We start from the raw sequence: 21,093 nt of genomic DNA, 5'->3' as shown, positions 1-21,093 counted from the left end.
ATTATGATGGGAGAGAAAAGGACTTCCTTTTTTACTGGATGGTCCTTTTCTATTCCTGACAATATGGGGTTGAATGTAATGAATAAAGTAATGTCTAACAAATGGATCATAGCCTTATATGTTCTCCCTGCACTTTTACTGATTGGGATTCTTATTTTCATACCGCTTATTTTAACAGGTTACTATGGTCTGATGAAGTGGGATGGGATTGGATCGATGGAGTTTATCGGGCTTCAAAACTATGTGACAGCCTTACAAGATAAGAAGTTTTGGGATAGTGCACTTCATTCCTTTTTACTTGCTGTTTTTTCCACATTAAGCCTTTTTATCTATCTAGCAATCTCGTTGATTTTAGCATCCAAGATAAAAGGGGCTGACCTATTAAGGAAGATCTATTTAATTCCTATGCTACTCTCTTCTGTAGCAATTGCTCAGCTATGGGTGAAAATATACAATCCTTCAAACGGGATGATAAACAGTTTGCTGATGGCAATTGGAGTCGAAAATCCCCCTGCATGGCTTGCCGAGCCTTCCCTTGTTTTGTACGCGATATTCATTCCAATACTTTGGCAATATGCCGGATTCTACATCCTTATTTACTATGCAGCTTTAAAGAATATCCCAGAATCTATCATAGAGGCGGCCAAGATTGATGGGGCTTCACCCATTGAGATTGCTTATAAGATAAAACTTCCATTAATTATGGGTGTTGTCAAAGTGACCATTGTTCTAGCTGTTGTCGGTTCATTAAAATATTTTGACCTGATCTATGTAATGACAGGAGGAGGGCCAAATGGAGCAAGTGAAGTTATGGCATCCTATATGTATAAATTGGCCTTTTCCACCAACAACTTCGGTTATGGTAGTGCCATTGGTTTCCTGTTATTGATCATCACTTTAATCGTGACCTTGATTATTAGAAAAGCAACAGCAACGAAAGAAGAAATTCAGTATTAAAAGGAGTGCTTTGGGTGGGACGCATAGGATATTTCTTTCTATATTTATGTCTGGCAGCAGTCGCAATATTTCAGGTGTTTCCGATTGTCTGGTTATTTCTGTTCTCCCTGAAGAATAACCAGGAGATATTCTCGAAATCCCCTTTTGCCCTGCCAACCGAGTTCAGATGGGAAAATTACTTAAAGGTGTGGGAAGGCGGAATAGGCATTTATTTTTGGAACAGCATCTGGATAACTGGAGTGGCTATTGTTTTAACCGTGATATTAGCAAGCATGGCTACTTTTGTTATTACAAGGATGCAATGGAAGTGGAGTAAATTAGTATTGGGGCTTTTCATGGTCGGTTTAATGATCCCCATCCACTCTGCGATCATCCCTTTGTTCAGCATGTTCCTAAATGTCAATCTAATTGATAACCCATGGTCCATCGTTATCACTTATACTGCATATAATTTACCAATAACCATGATGATATTGTTGGGTTTTTATTATACGCTTCCAAGAGAGATAGAAGAAGCGGCAATCATAGATGGATGCTCGGTTCATAGGATGTTCTTCCGGATTATTCTACCTATGACTATCCCTGTCATGTCGACGACTGTCATCATCAATATGATTTATAATTGGAATGAGTTTGTCTTTGTGAATACCTTCATCAGCTCAGACAAATATAAAACGCTCACCGTTGGAATCCAGAATTTTATCGGTCAGTATATGACGGATTGGGGTGCTATAGGTGCCACTTTAATCATTAGTGTATTACCGATTCTTCTCGCTTTTCTTTTCTTCAGCAACAAGGTAGTCGAGGGGATTTCTTCAAGTGCGGTCAAAGGATGACATTCCATAACACGAAAACACCAACCGACTAGGAAGGTGTTTTTGTGTTATGTAGCTTTTGAAAAGCATTCATGCATAGCCACATCGTTATGAAGGCATAGCCACTTCCGCCAAAAATAAAGGCAGTAGCCGGCAATAAATAGAAAACAAAGAACAAAGAAGCAAGACAAACAATAATGAAAAATGTATGAAGTGGGTGAATGAGCATTAGTAGGAAAGCCTGTTTTATTATGGCTACTATTTTTAAATCATAGTGGACATAAGTTGGAAACAAATAAAATAGAAAGAGTAGAAATAATAATGATAATGCCAAAAGTAGAATTTGACCCCAAACCACCTCGGGGGAATAATGATATAAATACCAATAGTCGAGTATGAAAATTACGAACAGACCACCAATAATGAATCCCAATCTATTGCTCTTCCAGAATTCTTCTTTATAATGGTGTAAAAATGTCCGGAATAAAGGGAAGTTTGTATCTCCTCTCAGCCACTTACGAATAATGGTAAACATAGAAACGGTGGCAGGGAATATTCCTAAAACTATGCCACCAGTTAAAGAGAGTAGAATCCAAATTACATTTAAATAAGCAACCCGTGTTATCCATTCAAAAATACTGTATAGTTTAGTATTCATATTATGCATGAAAGTACACCCCAGTAGTCTAGTGGAATAATAAAGTAATAGATTTTCCCCTATTATACTTGATAATCATGTAATTGACAGTAGTTTATAGAAACTTTGTTTATTCAATAGACAAACTAACATTGAGTTGCTATAATTATTTTGTAAGCATTTACATTAGATAGAGAAACATATTTCCACAACATGGTATAAATCGGAGGAGGAACCCATAATGACTTATTTTGATACGATTAGCAAAATAAATTACGAAGGAGCAGGATCTTCAAACCCGTTTGCATTTAAATTTTATAACCCAAAAGAAGAAATAAACGGGAAAACGATGGAGGAAATTCTTCGTTTTGGAGTCGCATACTGGCATACCTTTACAATGGATGGCTCTGATCCATTTGGTAGTGGAACAATGATTCGTTCTTGGGATAAATATAAAGGAATGGACCTTGCTAAGGCACGTGTGGAAGCAGCTTTTGAATTCTTTGAAAAATTGGATGTTCCTTTTTTCTGCTTTCACGATGTTGATATTGCTCCAGAGGGAGATAGTTTAAAAGAGACAAACCAGAATCTTGATACGATTGTAAGTATGGTAAAAGACTACATGAAAACAAGCAAGACCAAGCTTCTCTGGAACACAGCAAACAACTTTACTCATCCTCGGTTCATCCATGGCGCTGCTACTTCCAATAGTGCGGATATCTTTGCTTATTCTGCAGCAAAAGTGAAAAAAGGCTTGGAAGTTGGTAAAGAGCTCGGTGCGGAGAACTATGTATTCTGGGGTGGACGTGAAGGGTATGAAACACTATTAAATACAAATATGAAACTTGAAATGGATAACTTAGGACGTTTCTTACAAATGGCTGTTGATTATGCAAAAGAGATAGGGTTTGATGCACAATTCCTTATAGAGCCAAAACCAAAGGAGCCGACAACTCATCAATATGATTTTGATGTTGCCACCGGTTATGCATTTTTACAACATTATAATCTCCAAGATCATTTTAAATTTAATATCGAAGCAAACCATGCTACATTAGCAGGTCATACATTTGAACATGAGTTACGATATGCACGTGTTCACAATATGCTTGGTTCTGTGGATGCGAATCAGGGTGATCCATTATTGGGATGGGATACGGATGAGTTTCCGACAGATTTATACTCTACCACATTGGCAATGTATGAAATTCTCAAAAATGGTGGACTTGGACGTGGCGGTCTTAACTTCGATGCGAAAGTGAGAAGGGGATCGTTTGAGCAGGAAGACTTATTCCATGCCCACATTGCAGGAATGGACAGTTTTGCAGTAGGCTTAAAAGTTGCAAGTAAACTAATAGAGGATAGAGTTCTTGAAGATATTTTGGATAACCGTTATAAGAGTTTTACAGATGGGATTGGGCTGGACATCGTGGAAGGAAAAACCAACTTCCATGAATTAGAACAGCACGCATTAAATCTAGGGGAAGTTAAACATCAATCCGGACGCCTGGAAAAAGTTAAAGCAACCATCAATCAATACCTATTAAGAGCATACGCAGGAGAATAAAGCTACTTAGATGGGGTGTAATCATGAAGTATGTAATTGGCATCGATTTAGGCACAAGTGCAGTGAAGGTCCTATTGGTCAACCAATCGGGAGGGGTAGTGAAAGAAGTTTCTAAAAACTACCCACTCCTGCACGAGAAAAGCGGATATAGTGAACAAGAACCAGAGGTTTGGGTAACTCAGACGATTGCAGGATTGTCAGAAATACTTGATGATTTTCCAGAAGATCCTGAAACCATTGAAGGAATAAGCTTTTCCGGACAGATGCATGGACTGGTGCTCCTTGATGAAAATAATAAAGTCCTTCGAAACGCCATTCTTTGGAATGATACACGTACAACAGAGGAATGCCGGGAGATATATGACGTAGTCGGAAAAGAGCATCTGCTGAATGTAACCAAAAACCCTGCATTGGAGGGGTTTACGCTTCCCAAAATATTATGGGTGAAGAAACATGAGCCTGAGATTTTCTCCAAAATAAAAACGTTTGTGTTGCCTAAAGACTATCTTCGATATAGGCTATCCGGTGAATTGAACATGGACTTTTCGGATGCCGCTGGAACATTACTTCTGGATATAAGTGAAAAGAAATGGAGTAAAGAAATCTTAAATCTATTAGATATTCCAGAAGACATTTGTCCCACTTTAGTTCATTCTCATGATAAGGTTGGAGTAATCACAAATGAAATGGCTGAAGTTACAGGGTTATCTCCCCTCACTTCCATCATAGCCGGAGGAGCTGACAATGCCTGTGGAGCAATCGGCTCAGGAATTCTAAAAGAAGGTATCACCTTATGCAGTATTGGAACTTCCGGTGTGGTGTTATCCTATGAAACTACCAGTGATAAGAATTTTGAGGGGAAAGTCCATTATTTTAATCATGGAGTACCGGATTCCTACTATACGATGGGCGTGACCCTTGCAGCTGGATACAGTTTGAGCTGGTTTAAGAATGTTTTTGCAGATACAGAAACGTTTGAGGACCTTGTCCAGGGAGTTGATTCCGTCCCTGTAGGATCAAATGGATTGATGTTTACCCCATATGTGGCAGGTGAACGGACCCCGCATGCCGATGCAACCATTCGTGGAAGCTTTATCGGGATGGACACTTCGCATGAAAGAAGGGACTTTGTGCGGGCTGTGATGGAAGGAATCACTTACTCGTTGAACGAATCCATCGCTATTTTCCGTAAAAAAGGCAAATCCATTGAAACGATTGTTTCTACTGGCGGCGGCACAAAAAATAATACTTGGTTACAAATGCAAGCGGATGTTTTCAATGCAAGAATAATAAAGCTTTCAAGTGAGCAAGGGCCAGGGATGGGAGCGGCAATGCTTGCAGCATATGGTTGTGGCTGGTATAGCTCATTAGAGGAATGCGCGGATGAATTTTTGCGTGTGGAAAAAGAGTTTCTGCCCATTGAAGAAAATGTGGAAAAGTATGAGGAACTATTTTCTGTCTATCAGGGGATTTATGAAAGCACGAAGGAAATAAACAGGAAATTAATACAATATCGAAAATAGTAAGAAAAGACCTGCAAATGCAAGGTCTTTTTTTCTGTGCTCAGGCTATCTATCTCCGGTTTATTTATCAATGGAGAAGCGGTAAACAGTACGGTGACTATATGTCTCATCGGGGTGTAATAGTATTCCTGGAAAACCTCCATGATGGAGGGAAGCTGGGGAACCTTGTGTTTCGAAGCAAACCCCTGAATACCGGGAAAAGGATGGTTCGTTAAAAGTAGGTTTGCAGTCAAGATTATTAGCTGTATAAAGCACCATACCAGGCTGATCCGTTTGGATGGAAAGAACTCTGCCACTTTTACCATCCTTCAATACAACTTTTTCACTGTCTGTTTGGCGAAATAAAAAGTAATGATCATAACCATATCCGGCAACTTGATTTTGTTCATGACACTCGTTTAAACCGCTAGTGAACGACTTTTCCTTCCTAAAATCAAACGGAGTATTGTCTACGGTTGAAATTTTACCAGTCGGGATAAGGTCAGTATCCAATTCAACAAATCGGTCGCTTTCCACTATTAATGAGTGATGAAGAATACTATCTTTCGCATTTCCACCCAGATTGAAATAGGAGTGATTAGTCATTGCAAAAGGAGTGAGTTTATCAGTAGAAGCAGTGTATTCAAGTATTAGCTCGTTATCATTGTTCAACAGATATAGGACAGATACTTCGATGTTTCCAGGATAACTACTTTCCCCATCTTTACTGAAATGGGAAAGCTTCACACCTATTCCATCCTCCCGTTTAATTATTTCGCTATTCCAAACCACTTGATGGAATCCAAGTGAACCTCCATGTAAATGATTTCCGTGATCATTTTTTTCCAGCTTATAAACTTCCCCATTAATTTCAAATGTCGCTCCCTGAATTCTGCCTGCAACTCGTCCAATCAAGGCTCCAAAAAAATGGGGGTTCTGTTTATAAGTTGAATGATTCTTATACCCCACAATCACATTTTCATAGTTGCCTTCTTTATCAGGAGTATCAATTTTTAGAAGAATCCCGCCATAGTCCATTAAACTTACGACCATTCCATTATCATTATATAAGTTAAACTGCTTCCAACCGTTCGCTAATTCTAACGTCTCTATTTTCAACTTCAACTCTCCTTAAAATAAGACACCTAAAAGATGTCTCAGACTGGTGACAAACCCTAATTATCTTTAGATTTGCATTATACTTGTTGATCTTCGTTCCAGGCGCTTCGCTTTCCGCGGGCGGTCCGGGAGCCTCCTCGGGCTACGCCCTGCGGGGTCTCCCATGTCCCTTCCTCCCGCAGGAGTCTGCGCGCCTTCCACTACGATCAATATAGTTATTACATGCCTTGAAGATTAAAATAACTTTGTCTACACACTGAGACATCTAAAAGATGTCTTCTTTTGTTTCTAATTATAATGCAGTCACTTTTCTGCTGTGAGGAGGTTTTTTCCATATGTTTTCTAACTCTTCAAGTGAAGCACCTTTGGTTTCTGGGACAAATCTCCAAACAAAGAGTACGGAAAGTACACTCATTACCCCGTACAGTCCATAGGTTAAACCACCACTGATCTCCATCATCATCGGATAGGTGGAGGAGACTAAATAGTTTGCTGCCCATTGTGCTGCCACTGCGATAGCGACTGCCTGTCCACGAATCCTGTTAGGAAAGATTTCTGAGATGAGTACCCAGCAGATTGGTCCCCAAGACATCATGAAAGAAGCAGTATATAAAATAATGAATAACAAGGTACTTACCCCGATGATGTTAAAAAATGCCAAGCCCGCTACACCGAACATCCCGATAGCCATCCCGATGGAACCTATGATCAAAAGAGGTTTGCGTCCCCATTCATCCACTTTCATTATGGCGATGACTGTAAAGATAACGTTTACAAGACCCATTACAATCGTTTGTAGCATGGATGCATCTTTTGCCGCTCCCATGCTTTCAAAGATACGGGGAGCATAATAAAGCGCGACATTTATTCCTACGAATTGTTGGAATAAAGAAAGCATTATCCCAACAACAATGACCGTTTTTCCAAAAGCGAAAGGAGAAATTTTCTCGGCAGAAGCAGACATTGTCTTTTTAATATCTCTTAATATAATCTTGGCAGTTTTAATCCCATTTATCTTTGTTAATATTGCTAAAGCATTTTCATCCTTATTTTTTAATGCCAAGTATCGAGGTGTCTCAGGAACAAAGAATAAAAAGACACAGAACAATAGAGCTGGGATTGCTTCAGACGCAAACATGTATCTCCACCCAATATCATTGATCCATTCTAGGGTTTTTCCGCGGGCAATTCCCCAGTTAACAAAATAAACGACAAGCATTCCGAAGATGATGGCAAACTGGTTATATGAGACAAGTCTCCCACGAATCTTTGCAGGAGCAATTTCTCCAATGTACATGGGTACGATAGCGGAGGCCAATCCAACACCAATACCCCCGATGATTCTGTAGAAATTAAAAGCTAGAAGTAATGCTACAGTAGGCTCTCCCTTAGTAAAGAAGAAGATTTCCGGATAGGCAGATCCTATTGCCGAAAATAAAAATAGAATGGAAGCTAAAATTAACGTTTTTTTGCGACCAAAAGTCGAGGAAAAGAATCCAGATATTACACCACCTACTATACAACCGATCAAGGCACTGGAAATGGTGGCTCCATGGATGAAGGAGCTAAGCCCTAATCCATCTATCAAATAAGCTTCAATTGATTTTTCAGCACCAGAAATCACAGCAGTGTCATACCCGAAAAGCAAGCCTCCCAAAGTGGCTACAAGGGTAATGGAAATAATGTATAAGGAACTATTTGTCTTTTTCATAAACTGTAGGCATATAACCTTTGCTGATTAAACGCTTACAAAAAAGTAAAGCGTTTTCAAAGGTGGTATTATTTGCCCTCTCCCTCCTATTCTATTAAGGATAATAAAACAATATTGAAATATTAGTTGAATTATAGCAAAAAGTAAATAGTTTGTCTAATGAACAAACTAAGTTGAGGAGAAGATAATTTTGTTTAAAATGTGAGAAAGTAAATCCAATACACTAGAGGTGGAATGATCCCTGAGAAAAAAGAACTATGTTCTCTTTGGATATGGTTTTAGTAATCGTGACGTTAGCTTTTTAGAAAAAATTTTATCATTTATCACAAACCCCTCTGTAATCAACATGTAAACGGTTTATTTTAGCAAGAGGAAACTGTTATATCAAAATACCATGTTTTATTTTTATATATAAGGATATTTAAATATGAAATAATATGGGAAAGAGTGATGAAATGGGTTTAGGTGAAATAGTTTTCATATTGGTCAGTTGCTCTATTTTAATGGCACTTGTGGCCTACATATCGTATCAAATGACAAAGGGAAGAGTTGGAAGTGCAAATGAATACTTCCTTGCGGGAAGAGGACTGACGGGGATTTTCATCGCCGGTTCCCTGCTTTTGACCAACCTGTCTGCCGAACAACTCATCGGTCTGAATGGGCAAGCGTTCAGCGGCAACATGTCGAGCATGGCCTGGGAGGTGACGGCTGGACTGGCTGCCATCATCATGGCCATCTATCTGTTGCCCAAGTTATTGGGAATCGGTATTTCTACCATCCCGGAATTCTTGAGTAAACGTTATGATGAAGATGTGCGCAGGATGACGGTCCTGCTGTTTTTACTCGGATATATGTGTGTCACGATTCCTTCTATGCTGTATTCCGGGTCCATTGCAGTCCTGCAGCTATTTGATGTCCCAGCACTCTTCGGTGTTTCCTACACTCAAGCTTTATGGATGGTCATCTGGTTTGTCGGGATCATCGGGGGTATATATGCTATCTTTGGTGGACTACGCGCAGTTGCTGTATCAGACACCATTAATGGAATCGGTCTGGTACTAATCGGATTTCTGGTTCCGATACTGGGTTTTATCGCTCTTGGAGACGGCAACATAGTGGCCGGTATGAAACAGATTGCCACCACCTCTCCGGAAAAACTGAATGCCATTGGAGGTAAAGAGGATTCTGTGCCATTTTTCTCCATATTCACAGGTATTCTTTTTGCGAACCTTTTCTATTGGGCGCTGAATCAATATGTCATTCAGCGTGTATTAGGGGCAAAAAATCTAGCAGAGGGTCAGAAAGGTGTTTTGATGACAGGGTTTCTGAAGCTACTGGTTCCAATTTTCATGCTTATACCAGGTGTTATCGGATTTCACTTGTATGGCAGCAGTGTCTCAAATTCTGACCTGGCATATCCGAGCTTGATTGCGGACCTTTTACCAGTATGGCTGATGGGATTCTTCCTGGCGGTACTGCTCGGAGCGGTCTTTAGTTCATTCAATTCGCTGCTTAACAGTATTTCCACCCTATTTGTATTGGATATTTATAAACCAAAATTCGCACCGGATGCCGATGACCAGAAGCTTATCAAGGTCAGCAAGCTGTTCAGTGTGGTAGTGGCGCTCATCTCCTTTATAGTGGCTCCTTTACTGATGTATGCACCGGACGGTCTTTGGAATTTGATCCGACAATTCACAGGGTTCTTTAACATTCCAATTTTGGTTATTGTATTGATGGGAATGCTTTTCCGGAAGATTCCTGCACTTGCAGCCAAAGTCGTTATCATATTTCATGTATTTGCCTACTATTTCCTTGTTTGGGGTACAAAGCAAATTTTCAATGTGGAGCTTGGGATCAACTTTATCCATATATACGGTATATTGCTTGTAGTGGAAGTGGCATTTATGCTCCTCATGGCCAAAGTTAAGCCGATCAAGCAGGTTCAACCATTTTCCTATACCGTGTCAGAAGAAAGAATGGTGCCATGGAAATATGCAATCCCTGTTTCCATTACTCTCATAGCATCCATTATTCTTGTTTATATCGTATTCTCACCAATCGGACTGGCCTATCAATCTGGGATCGTCTCCCCATGGTTCTGGCCAAGTACTGCCATTATCGTTGTGACTACCGCAGTCTTATACGTCGCGGCATTGAAAAACTGGCATGCCAAATATGCGGAGTACCTGCAAAGCTTTAAGCATAAAAAGAAGAAGTTCAGAGTGAAGAGGACTTCATTGGGATTGAATAATAAAGAAGGGGCTTTGGAGAAATAAGAAGTCTTCATCCTTCTGTTGGATTTTGGGAGTAGCAGAGTGTGCTACTCCCATCAGACTGTTGACAAACTATTACAAGGTAATTATTCAACTTTCTCTACACATGGACATGAAATCTCACAGGGGATTTCATGTTTTTTTATGAAAGATTAGTAGAAGATGCTTCCCCCCACATCTGTCGGAACCTCTCTATTAAATAGTGCCAATTATTAAAAAAGTACAGACAATACCAAAAGAGTGCTAGTGATAGCGCTTACAACATATTTATCCCCGCCATATAATTAAGGTGAAATCATGAAACAAGCCAAAACAAAGGGGGAGTAACACATGAAGAAGACATGGAAAGCAACGTCATTATTATTGGTTCTTATGCTTTTTACAGCAATGCTTGCAGCTTGTAACAGCACGACAGGGGGAAGCGGTAGTGTAAGTGTGGGGATCGTTTTGCCAACAAAAGATGAGCCAAGATGGGTACAGGACGAGCAACGTTTCAAAGATGCATTGAAGGATTCTGATTATACTACGGAAATTTTATTCAGCCAAGGTTCTTCCGCTAAGGAAAAAGAGAACGTGGAAACATTGATTAACAAAGGGATCGAAGTACTAATCATCACTCCTCAAGATGGGGACGCAGCAGCATCAGCGGTGGAAGCGGCAAAAAAAGAAGGAATTACGGTTATCTCGTACGACCGTTTAATCACAAACACGGATGCAGTTGATTACTACGTAACATTCGACAGTGTCGCAGTTGGTGCAGCACAAGGTCAATACCTGATTGATAATGTACAAGGTTCAGGCGTACCGCTTTACTTATATGCTGGTGCAGCTTCCGACAATAACGCTTTCCTTTTCTTTGAAGGGGCATGGAAAACGTTACAACCAAAAATTGCAGATGGCACCTTCAAAATTGCCAACTCCAGCGAAGCGGAAGCTTTAAAAGATACAGCGGAACTGACTCGTGACCAAATGAGTAAAATCCTAGGGCAGGTAACAACAAACTGGGATCCGAATGAAGCAAAAAACAAAGCGCAAACACATCTTACTGCAGTAGGTGCAGATTTGAAAGGTGATGTGGCGGTGCTTGCTCCCAATGATGGTACAGCCCGTTCTATTGCAGATGTATTTGCATCTGACGGCGAAGTGACAAGTTATCTTGTGACAGGTCAGGATGCAGAAAAAGCGTCCATCCAATACATCATCGATGGAAAGCAATCGATGACTGTCTTCAAAGACGTTCGCACGCTAGTTACGGATGCAATGGGAATTGCAGTAGAAATCCTGGACGGTAAAACGCCGGAAACAACCGGTTCTTACGATAATGGTGAAGTAGAAGTAAAAGCGAAACAAACAGACGTCATCGTAGTGGACGAAGAAAATGTAAAACAAGAACTGATCGACTCTGAATACTACGAAGCAAGCGAATTCACTGGACTTTAAAAAATATCTATATAAAGCGTTCTTTATAAAAAGCTACGAATGGAAGAAAACTTCTGTTTGAAGCTTATGATGGTATTAATGGGAGATATGCTGGGATTGTAGCCAGTTGTGAAGGGATTGAAAGCTGACATTAGGCGCAGTAACAGAGCCTCAAAATTCAACGAATTCATCACCAAAGGTACTTCGCGAAATAGTGGTAGCAACTACCTATCACTATTTCGCCATTGTCATTGCTTTTGTTAAGGGGGTAAAAGGATGAGCAGATATATATTGGAGATGAATGATATCTCCAAGGAATTTACAGGAGTCAAGGCGCTGAGCAATGTAAACTTCAAAGTGGAGGAAGGCGAGATTCACTGCTTGATCGGGGAGAATGGAGCAGGTAAATCCACGCTGATGAAGGTGCTGAGCGGTGTGTATCCTTATGGAACGTATGATGGGGACATCGTATTTGAAGGGAATGTTCAGCAATTTAACAAAATCAGTGACAGCGTAAGTACCGGCATTGCAATCATCTATCAGGAGCTTGCGTTATTTCCGGACCTGACCGTGTATGAGAATATTTTTGCAGGTAATGAAGTGAAGATAGGCGGGATCATCGATTGGAACAGGACGATTGTCGAAGCAAAGAGACTGCTGCGGAAGGTAAAGCTTCACGTCAATCCAGACACACTCGTAAAGGATTTGAGTGTCGGGAAACGCCAGCTTGTGGAGATTGCCAAGGCATTAAGTAAAGAGGTAAAGCTCCTCATACTAGATGAACCGACTGCTGCGCTTAATGAAGACGATAGCGAGAACCTTCTTGAACTGTTAAAAGAACTGAAGAACCAGGGAATCACTTGCATTATGATCTCCCATAAGCTCAAAGAAGTAATCAGCATTGCCGACAAAGCGACTGTCATACGGGATGGTAAAACGATCTGTACATTAGATGCAACCAAAGGAGAAATCACAGAAAGTGTCATCATCAAGAACATGGTGGGACGAGAAATTGAAGACATCTATCCCAAAAGGGTGAAAAAGGAGGAGGGGAAAAAAATCCTTGAGCTCCATAACTGGTCTGCCTATGATCCACAGCTAGGAAGACAAGTGGTAAAGGACGTCAATCTTCATGTGAAAAAGGGAGAAATAGTCGGGATTGCCGGGCTGATGGGATCGGGGAGAACAGAGCTTGCACTCAGCATTTTCGGGAATGCCAAGACCTACAAACTCGAAGGCGACATGATGTGGAATGACTCGCTTACTAGACTCAAGCATACAAGTGATGCAATTAAGGCTGGCATTGCGTATGTCACAGAGGATCGCAAAGACGACGGACTCTTTCTCCTGCAGGATATTAAGAGCAATATCTCTGCAGCAAACCTGAAAGGAATCGCTTCACAAGGAGTTATCAACGATAACGAGGAAATCAAGGTCGCAGAGCAGTACAAACAATCCCTTCACATTAAAGCTTCCTCCTTGGAGCAACTTGTTGGTAATCTCAGCGGGGGGAACCAGCAGAAGGTATCCATCGGTAAATGGCTGTTTGTCGGACCCAAGTTGCTAATTTTGGATGAACCGACACGGGGAATAGATGTTGGGGCGAAATTTGAGATTTACACGGTGATGAACAAGCTGATTGAGGAAGGGCTCAGCATCGTGATGATCTCCTCCGAGCTTGGCGAGGTGCTTGGCATGAGCGACAGAGTCTATGTCATGGCCCAGGGAGAAATAAAGGGTGAGCTAAAAATAGAAGAAGCAGACCAAGAAAAAATCATGGAGCTTGCTACGCAATAGGGGGTTATTACAATGAATGTTTTCCAGGAAGCCAGAACATTGATTCATGAAAACATCCGTGACTACGGGATGTATATCGCACTATTTGTTATCATTCTAACCTTTACATTTATGACAGACGGCTTGTTCATGTCGTCGCGTAACATTAGTAATCTACTGGACTCTGCCGGCTATATCGCAGTACTAGCAGTAGGGATGACGCTTGTGATCGTCATTCGGCATATCGACTTGTCCGTCGGATATGCGGCAGGATTCCTTGGAGCGATTGCGGCAATCCTCCTTACCCAAGCTGGGGTATCCGTCTGGCTGACAATTCCAATTATTTTACTTCTAGGGATTGCGGTCGGTCTTTTCAATGGGGTGCTCATTGCCCAGATTGGGATACCATCCTTCGTTGCCACACTTGCCGGAATGCTTATATTCCGTGGTGCTCTGCTGCAAGTGACAGAAAAGACTGGTACAATCATCATCCAAGATGATACCTTCAATGCAATCGGAAATGGATACATTCCATCCCTTGTGGAAGTGAATGGTTTGCACCTGCTTTCCCTTTTAGTAGGGTTGGTTGGTATTCTACTATACATTTTTAGTGAAATTTCCACCCGGAAAAACAAAATCAAATATGATTTTGAAGTGGTGTCAAAACCTATATTTGCACTGAAGCTTATCTTTGTCTCAGGAATCATTGGTTACATCACTTGGATACTCGCAGGTTATAATGGATTCTCTTGGACAGTAATTATCATATTATTGGTGGTTGTCGTCTATCACTTCCTAACAACCAAAACGGTACTCGGCCGTCATATCTATGCGGTTGGAAGCAATCCGGAAGCTGCACACTTGAGCGGGATTAATGTAAAAAAGATTACCTATATTGTATTCGGTTCGATGGGGATGCTTGCTGCACTTTCAGGTATTCTGTTCACGGCACGTCTGCAATCTGCTACAACAACTGCAGGAACACTTTTCGAGCTTGATGCTATAGCTGCTGCTTATGTGGGGGGAGTTTCTTCTGCTGGAGGAGTGGGGAAAGTGACAGGTGCCATTATCGGCGCAATCGTAATGGCTTCTCTATCCAATGGGATGAATTTGCTTGGCGTTGGAATATCTTATCAGTATATGATCCGCGGGGGAGTACTCGCTGGAGCGGTAATCTTTGATGTCATGACCCGTAAAAAAAGATAATGATAGTATCAATAACTGGCTATCCCTGTTGGTTCCTTTTAAACCAACAGGGATTGTACTATTTTCATTAGGTGCTATGATGAAATTAGTACACCCAATCGGGGGAAGGGGATATCACACTTGCGGAAAACTGGGATTCTAGCAATTTGTATCATTATTATTCTACTATGTCACCTTACTTTCTTATCCGCACAAAAAGTCTTCCAATCCGATTGGCAGTTGCCCCAAGCGCTAAGTTCGAGTAGAGAGGAACATCGTCTGGTTCTGATAACGCAGGATATGGAAACACCGTTCTGGGATAAGGTGAGTGAAGGTGCCAGTAAACAGGCGAAACAAAGTAAAGTGAGCCTTGAAGTGTGGGGAAGCTACGGAAAGAATCAGGAGGACTTCCTGAAAAATATAGAGGTTGCCATACAGTCCAAAGTGGATGGCATCATCATCCAGGGGCTGGATACAGATGAATTCAAGGAATTGACGAAGGTGAAGGCCGCCTTTCATGGCATACCTATCATAACGGTGGCCAATGATGTGCCCATGGGGGAAAGTATCCGGCGCACCTATGTCGGCTCCAATCAATATGAAGCAGGTAAAATGATTGCAAGTCAAATATTGAAGGATATGGGAAGAGAAGGGAATGTCGTACTAATGTATGACACAAACCAGGAATATTACCAAAAGCAACGGATGGACGGAATTCGGGATATGCTGAAATTCTACCATGACATCCGTATGATTCATGCCACTACCGATGACACGAGGGAGCAGGTTATTGCCGCCACTCAAGATGTGATGAACAAAGAGCCGGATATAGACGCATTCATTGCCATCAATGCCAATGTTGCCGGTGCAATGATCGGGGAGATAAGTAAGCGATCACAGGTGGAACCGTATCATATCTATACTTTTGACGATGGACCTGAGTCGTTGTCCCTTTTAATGCAAGGGAAGTTGGACGGGGTCATAGAACAATCCCCGGAAGAAATGGGAAGAAAAAGTGTCCAGCTAATGAAGGAATGGTTAAATGGGGAAACCGTTCCACTTGATAAAGACGGGTACTTGACAGATATCAGAATCAGGAAAGCAGCGGATGTTCGATGACAAGTATCCAAAAGAAAATTCTTACTCTTACTACAGTAGTATTGGTCATCATGTCGGCAATTTGGATAGCGCTTACATATTATAACCACAAAACCCATAAACAGTATAACGATATCCTGCAACGGTACTTGAGCATGAATGAAGTGACAAAGGCAAGTCAACAGCTTGTTACGGACCTTAATAATTATACCATTGATCCAACTCAAGAAAGTTTGGACCATCTGACAGAAAGCAAGAACCAGGTACAGCAGGCAAAATACGGTGTTCAACATTTGAGAAATACAGAAAATGATTTTACCTTAACCAACTATATGAATCTAATCGATAGTCTAGTGGAAACAACGGACAGGTCTATCATGTTTCAATCGGAAAATGATACGGAGGCAGCGGCTCAGGAATTCGCAGAGGCGACCCGTCTCACCACCTATATCTCAGAAATGACATTGACTTTGATTGACATAGAACTGAATACTTTCGACCGATTTTATAGGGGAATCATTGAACAATCAGGCGAAGTGATCAAGCTTGGGATATGGATCCTGCTACTGATCACCTGTTTACTGCTACTTGTCACCTACTGGTTCTCGCTTACAATCACCCGGCCTGTATTTCAGCTGACAAAAGCGGCCAATGAACTGTCCAAAGGGAATTTTGATCAGCAGGTGAAAGTGGAGACCAATGATGAAATCGCCTTTTTGGCAAGGACGTTCGACCGGATGCGAATTAATATCAACAACCTGATTTCGGAAATCAAGCAGAAAGCTGCACTTGAGCGGGAGCTTCAGGAAAGTAAGCTTCTTTTGCAAGAAAGCCAGTTTAGAAGTCTGCAGAGTCAAATCAACCCGCACTTTCTTTTCAACACCCTTAATACCCTTTCGAAAAAAGCCTATCTGGAAGGGTCGGAGGAAACGAGTGATCTACTTGTAAGTGTGGCGGGAATACTTCGCTACAATTTAAAGAGGCAAGACCGTTCGGTGACGCTCCACGATGAGATCCAAGTATTGAAACAATACATGGAGATACAGAAGGCACGTTTTACCGATCGGCTACAGTTGAATATGGATATAGATGAATCGTGCCTAGACTTGAAAATTCCAGCCCTGACCCTCCAACCCATCATCGAAAATGCCGTCATCCATGCGGTGGAACCGAAGGAAGATGGAGGAAACATCTGGTTCCGGGTTAAACATACAGGAAGCCAGGTGCAGATAGAAATAGAGGACGATGGAATGGGCATGCCACAACAGAAAATCCAGCAGATCCTGAATGAAGAATCCCCTCCACCTACAGAAGGACACTCAACCGGTCTCGGGTTCAGCAATGTCGTGAAACGTCTGCGGCTATTTTATGGATATGACGATGTCATTGATATTAAAGGTATACAAGGCCAAGGTACTAAGATAATTTTGAAAATAAAAGCGTAATTTCTGAATGCTTCCTATTGATGGTAGTGCAAAGTGTGAGACTCAAGCACCGTCCCTTGGATAAGCGAACACCTGGAACGAAAATCTGCAGGAATGAAATAGAATATCAAAAATGAAAGGAGTCGAATTGGATGATTGAACTCCTCATAGTAGATGATGAACAAATTGAACGCGAAGGCATGCAAACCATACTGGAAAGAAACTTTCCTGACCTACAAATCAAACAGGCCAAAAACGGAAAAATGGCAGTGGAAATGGCCGCTGACTTCCTCCCTGACTTAATTCTGATGGATATCAAGATGCCCGGGATGAACGGATTAGAAGCAGTGGAACAAATCAGTGCCAAACACCCAAAGACAAAATTCATCATGGTCACCGCATATGATACATTCGGCTATGTCAAGGCGGCTATCAAGCTTGGTGTCAAAGATTATATTCTAAAGCCTAGCAAAATTAGCGAAATTAAATCGACAGTCGGGAAAGTACTGGAGCAGATTGAGCAGGAGAAGGCCCAGCAAGCTAAGAACCAGCTTCAGGAAGCGGCATTAGAAAAAACGCTGACCCTCGTTGAGACGGATGTCGTAACACAGCTGCTGTTCGACCACGTGCATGAAGTTCATGTGGACATGCTAGTGGAGATGCTTGATATCCCTTCGACCAATGAGATGTTTGCCATGATAGTCCTATTGCCATCAGGATCTGAATCGAATTATTCCATGATCAAGAAAAAGGTAAGGCAGTCAAAAAGCGGGTGGGTAGGAGCACTATATGGAAATCAGCTACCAATCATTGTGTTTCGGCAGCCAGATAAGACCTATCGATCCCAGGCTAGTACACTTGCGCGAGAAATTCTATCTATTGCAAAAAAAGGATATAGTACTGATTGGTTCATCGGAATAGGGGAGGTTTGCAGCTCTCTGGACCAGGTTCGCCAATCCTATCAGGACGCCCTCATGGCTACAATGGATTCAAAAGCTATGACCAACTACCGTTTTTATACAGATATCCATAGTAATCCGGATGTACGAAATGGCCACTTGGACAAAAATCATCAAAAGGAATATGCCGACCTCATCCGACTTGGCCAATGGGATGATGTGTATAAGAATGTCATGAGCACTTTTCAATGCTATGAAAATGAAGGAGCCAACTTACTGCACAGCCAGCAACGGATGCTTGAGGTACTCTGGATTATTTCACACTTGATGAATGAAATGGGAGTGGAGACTGCTACGCCACTCTATTCCGTACAAACAACAAATTATCGCCAGCTTCGTTCGGAAACAAGGCAACTCCTTGAGGTGATGAAACAATCTTTTGACGACCACTACAACCACTTGGAGGCAGATACCATCCAGCAGATAAAACAGTATATCATGGACCATTCACATCAGGATATATCGCTCGATACATTGGCCCGAAAAGTTGGATTAAGCCCTATTTATATTAGTAAGATGTTCAAGGAAAAGCAGGGCATCAACTATATCGACTTCCTGACGGAATGCAGGATGGAAAAAGCGAAGCGGCTCATGAGCGATTTGGACAAGAGTATCAAGGAAATTACCTTTGAAGTCGGCTACCATGATCCAAACTATTTCAGCAAGGTATTTAAAAAAATGACCAACGTTTCACCAAAAGAGTATCGTAAAACACTGCTCCGAAATAAAGTTTAATAGGCAGAGAGGGTGGAGGGAATGGAGCTTAGAATAGGTAGAGTACTAACGCTGTTTGTGTCACTTGCTCTGTTTTTTGTAGCCTCGGGCTGTGAAAAGGTAGATAGGACCTTGCAACCGGAAGTGAAATCTGTCGAGAACATTGACCTACTGCCGGCAAAAGAAGCAGTTCCTAATAAGGATGGAATAAAAATTGGTTTTTCCATGGACACCTTGGAAGAGGAAAGATGGCTCAGAGACCGTGACCTATTCAAGACAGCAGTTGAAAACCTTGGCGCAGAAGTTGAAATACTCGCAGCAAACGGAGATGACGCCCTGCAGGTCCTACAAGCGGAAACATTGATCAGTCAAGGTGTCGACCTCCTTGTAGTGGTCCCGCACAACGCAGAAGCTGCAGCGACCATCGTCAAGAAGGCACACCTTGCAGGAATAAAAGTGCTCTCCTATGACAGACTTATTAAAAATGCTGATATCGACCTCTATGTTTCTTTTGACAATGAACGTGTAGGGGAACTGCAGGCAGAGTCCATTACAAAACTTGTCCCCAAAGGCAAATATGTCTACATTGGCGGTGCGGATACGGATAACAATGCTCACCTGTTCAAAAAGGGAGTATTCAACGTCCTTCAGCCTTTCATTGATAATGGTGATATTACGGTCGTATATGATCAGTGGACTAAAAATTGGTTGCCAAGCAATGCATATGCCAACATGCAGGAAGCCTTGAAAGCCAATGGTGGGAAGATAGATGCAGTCATTGCAGCAAACGATGCAACAGCGGGGATGGCCATTCAAGTCCTCATGGAAGCGGGGATTGCAGGAGATGTTCCGGTTGCAGGGCAGGATGCAGAGCTTGCTGCCGCCCAAAGGATTGTCGAAGGAACCCAGACAATGACTGTGTATAAACCGATCCCCACTCTTGCGGAGGAAGCGGCAAGGCTTGCTGTGGCTATGGCTAGGGGAGAATATATCGACACCGAACGTAAAGTTAACAATGGAAAAGTGGAAGTGTCATCCGTGTTACTTTCGCCGATAGCCGTGAATAAGGAAAATATCGATGAAACAGTGATTGCGGATGGATTTCATTTGGAAGAAGATGTGTATGCAGGGAATAAAAGATAATACTCTTTGAAGAAATCTCAGAGGCACCCTGTTAAGAGAAGCCCTGAGATTTTTGCTATTCTGTATAATACACTCTCTTTTGCGCAGCCTCAAAGCAATACAGCCTCCCACCGTAAGCACAACCACCATCAATCCCGATGATATTGTTTTCACCAAAGTATACTTCTGGCTTTTTATGTAGATGCTTCGTTGGTGTATGGCCGAAGATAACGGTCTTCTCACCAGTGTATCCTTTGTGGAACTCTTCCCTTATCCACACTAAGGTGTGGGAATCTGTACGTTCTAAAGTTGTGTTTGGATGGACACCTGCATGAACGAATATATGTGTATCTGTCTCGTGGTAGAAGGAAAGAGTTTTGAGAAACTCCAGGTGTGGGCGTATCTGTTCATTAATTACTAGAGGCTCTGGCATTTCATCCGTATGGTACCAATATTTTGCGTCATCTTTCTCAATCTCGTACCCATAGTTCTGTAGTGTTTTGATACCTCCGTTGTAGTACCACCTTTTTAAATGAAGAGGGTCTTCGGGATTCTCAAATGCATCAATCATCATTTTGTCGTGATTTCCCATCAAAGTGATGGCTCCTTCAGAAGTCAACTGGATCACCTTGTCCAAAACTGCACGTGACTTAGGCCCCCGATCCACATAATCCCCAAGTAACAAGAGCTGGTCCCGTTTGTTGTCATATTGAATCATTTCAAGAAGTCTTTCGAATTTATCCAAATCCCCATGGATATCACTAATGGCAAGCATCCGCTTCAACTTCATCCATCCCTTTGCATCTTATTTT

At 41.7% G+C, this 21,093-nt stretch carries 16 protein-coding genes; 12 read left to right on the top strand and 4 right to left on the bottom strand.

The window, feature by feature from the left end; translation table 11 throughout:
* Positions 1 to 78 precede the first annotated feature (78 nt).
* Entirely contained in the window at positions 79 to 957 is an 879-nt protein-coding gene (locus tag EKQ44_RS17140; RefSeq protein ID WP_237664769.1) for a carbohydrate ABC transporter permease, read from the top strand.
* A gap of 14 nt (positions 958 to 971) precedes the next feature.
* Positions 972 to 1,793 (top strand): carbohydrate ABC transporter permease, encoded by an 822-nt coding sequence (locus tag EKQ44_RS17135; protein ID WP_237664768.1) that lies wholly within the window; start codon positions 972 to 974, stop codon positions 1,791 to 1,793.
* Between the two features lie 28 nt (positions 1,794 to 1,821).
* Here EKQ44_RS17135 and EKQ44_RS17130 read toward each other — a convergent pair whose 3' ends face one another.
* Positions 1,822 to 2,439, bottom strand: coding sequence for a YesL family protein (locus EKQ44_RS17130; protein WP_237664767.1), 618 nt, complete (start codon positions 2,437 to 2,439; stop codon positions 1,822 to 1,824).
* Positions 2,440 to 2,650: 211 nt separating this feature from the next.
* On the opposite strand from EKQ44_RS17130, the gene xylA reads away from it, so the two are divergent.
* Together xylA and xylB are read left to right on the top strand one after the other, a co-directional pair.
* Positions 2,651 to 3,976 carry a xylose isomerase gene (xylA, locus tag EKQ44_RS17125; protein WP_237664766.1) on the top strand — a complete coding sequence of 442 codons (1,326 nt, stop codon included), beginning with the start codon at positions 2,651 to 2,653 and terminating at the stop codon, positions 3,974 to 3,976.
* A gap of 23 nt (positions 3,977 to 3,999) precedes the next feature.
* Positions 4,000 to 5,499, top strand: a complete 1,500-nt coding sequence (gene xylB, locus EKQ44_RS17120) for a xylulokinase (protein ID WP_237664765.1) — start codon at positions 4,000 to 4,002, stop codon at positions 5,497 to 5,499.
* A gap of 60 nt (positions 5,500 to 5,559) precedes the next feature.
* Here the strand turns inward: xylB and EKQ44_RS17115 are convergent, their stop codons facing one another.
* Both EKQ44_RS17115 and xylE read right to left on the bottom strand, forming a co-directional pair.
* Positions 5,560 to 6,597 (bottom strand): aldose epimerase family protein, encoded by a 1,038-nt coding sequence (locus tag EKQ44_RS17115; RefSeq protein ID WP_237664764.1) that lies wholly within the window; start codon positions 6,595 to 6,597, stop codon positions 5,560 to 5,562.
* Positions 6,598 to 6,889: 292 nt separating this feature from the next.
* Positions 6,890 to 8,323, bottom strand: a complete 1,434-nt coding sequence (gene xylE / locus EKQ44_RS17110; RefSeq protein ID WP_331254667.1) for a D-xylose transporter XylE — start codon at positions 8,321 to 8,323, stop codon at positions 6,890 to 6,892.
* A gap of 440 nt (positions 8,324 to 8,763) precedes the next feature.
* Here xylE and EKQ44_RS17105 point away from each other — a divergent pair, with 440 nt between their 5' ends.
* The 8 genes from EKQ44_RS17105 to EKQ44_RS17070 all read left to right on the top strand — a co-directional run bounded on the left by EKQ44_RS17105 (position 8,764) and on the right by EKQ44_RS17070 (position 20,302).
* Positions 8,764 to 10,587, top strand: a complete 1,824-nt coding sequence (locus EKQ44_RS17105) for a solute:sodium symporter family transporter (protein WP_237664762.1) — start codon at positions 8,764 to 8,766, stop codon at positions 10,585 to 10,587.
* Between the two features lie 327 nt (positions 10,588 to 10,914).
* On the top strand, positions 10,915 to 12,024 hold the full coding sequence (locus EKQ44_RS17100) for a sugar ABC transporter substrate-binding protein (protein WP_237664761.1): 1,110 nt from the start codon (positions 10,915 to 10,917) through the stop codon (positions 12,022 to 12,024).
* Positions 12,025 to 12,279: 255 nt separating this feature from the next.
* Positions 12,280 to 13,800, top strand: a complete 1,521-nt coding sequence (locus tag EKQ44_RS17095; RefSeq protein ID WP_237664760.1) for a sugar ABC transporter ATP-binding protein — start codon at positions 12,280 to 12,282, stop codon at positions 13,798 to 13,800.
* A gap of 12 nt (positions 13,801 to 13,812) precedes the next feature.
* On the top strand, positions 13,813 to 14,985 hold the full coding sequence (locus EKQ44_RS17090) for a sugar ABC transporter permease (RefSeq protein WP_237664759.1): 1,173 nt from the start codon (positions 13,813 to 13,815) through the stop codon (positions 14,983 to 14,985).
* A gap of 120 nt (positions 14,986 to 15,105) precedes the next feature.
* A complete protein-coding gene (locus tag EKQ44_RS17085) occupies positions 15,106 to 16,083 on the top strand; it encodes a sugar ABC transporter substrate-binding protein (RefSeq protein ID WP_237664758.1) in 978 nt (325 codons plus the stop codon).
* Entirely contained in the window at positions 16,080 to 17,507 is a 1,428-nt protein-coding gene (locus EKQ44_RS17080) for a sensor histidine kinase (protein ID WP_237664757.1), read from the top strand. Before EKQ44_RS17085 ends, EKQ44_RS17080 begins: the two co-directional genes overlap by 4 nt.
* A 131-nt stretch (positions 17,508 to 17,638) precedes the next feature.
* Positions 17,639 to 19,180 carry a response regulator gene (locus EKQ44_RS17075; protein WP_237664756.1) on the top strand — a complete coding sequence of 514 codons (1,542 nt, stop codon included), beginning with the start codon at positions 17,639 to 17,641 and terminating at the stop codon, positions 19,178 to 19,180.
* A gap of 21 nt (positions 19,181 to 19,201) precedes the next feature.
* Entirely contained in the window at positions 19,202 to 20,302 is a 1,101-nt protein-coding gene (locus EKQ44_RS17070; RefSeq protein WP_237664755.1) for a sugar ABC transporter substrate-binding protein, read from the top strand.
* 55 nt (positions 20,303 to 20,357) lie between these two features.
* Here the strand turns inward: EKQ44_RS17070 and EKQ44_RS17065 are convergent, their stop codons facing one another.
* Positions 20,358 to 21,065, bottom strand: coding sequence for a metallophosphoesterase family protein (locus EKQ44_RS17065; protein WP_237664821.1), 708 nt, complete (start codon positions 21,063 to 21,065; stop codon positions 20,358 to 20,360).
* Positions 21,066 to 21,093 lie beyond the last annotated feature (28 nt).

It is taken from the genome of Sutcliffiella horikoshii (genome assembly GCF_021991925.1).
In the GTDB taxonomy this organism is placed as follows: domain Bacteria; phylum Bacillota; class Bacilli; order Bacillales; family Bacillaceae_I; genus Sutcliffiella_A; species Sutcliffiella_A horikoshii_F.
Note: the sequence above shows the minus strand (reverse complement) of the source record. Positions and strands in the feature narration are given on the sequence as shown.

Excerpts from the sequence above, each read along its gene's own strand:
- EKQ44_RS17140 (WP_237664769.1), top strand. The coding sequence starts at position 79 with ATGAATAAAGTAATGTCTAACAAATGGATCATAGCCTTATATGTTCTC.
- EKQ44_RS17130 (WP_237664767.1), bottom strand. The coding sequence starts at position 2,439 with ATGCATAATATGAATACTAAACTATACAGTATTTTTGAATGGATAACA.
- xylA (WP_237664766.1), top strand. The coding sequence starts at position 2,651 with ATGACTTATTTTGATACGATTAGCAAAATAAATTACGAAGGAGCAGGA.
- xylB (WP_237664765.1), top strand. The coding sequence starts at position 4,000 with ATGAAGTATGTAATTGGCATCGATTTAGGCACAAGTGCAGTGAAGGTC.
- EKQ44_RS17105 (WP_237664762.1), top strand. The coding sequence starts at position 8,764 with ATGGGTTTAGGTGAAATAGTTTTCATATTGGTCAGTTGCTCTATTTTA.
- EKQ44_RS17100 (WP_237664761.1), top strand. The coding sequence starts at position 10,915 with ATGAAGAAGACATGGAAAGCAACGTCATTATTATTGGTTCTTATGCTT.
- EKQ44_RS17095 (WP_237664760.1), top strand. The coding sequence starts at position 12,280 with ATGAGCAGATATATATTGGAGATGAATGATATCTCCAAGGAATTTACA.
- EKQ44_RS17090 (WP_237664759.1), top strand. The coding sequence starts at position 13,813 with ATGAATGTTTTCCAGGAAGCCAGAACATTGATTCATGAAAACATCCGT.
- EKQ44_RS17080 (WP_237664757.1), top strand. The coding sequence starts at position 16,080 with ATGACAAGTATCCAAAAGAAAATTCTTACTCTTACTACAGTAGTATTG.
- EKQ44_RS17075 (WP_237664756.1), top strand. The coding sequence starts at position 17,639 with ATGATTGAACTCCTCATAGTAGATGATGAACAAATTGAACGCGAAGGC.
- EKQ44_RS17070 (WP_237664755.1), top strand. The coding sequence starts at position 19,202 with ATGGAGCTTAGAATAGGTAGAGTACTAACGCTGTTTGTGTCACTTGCT.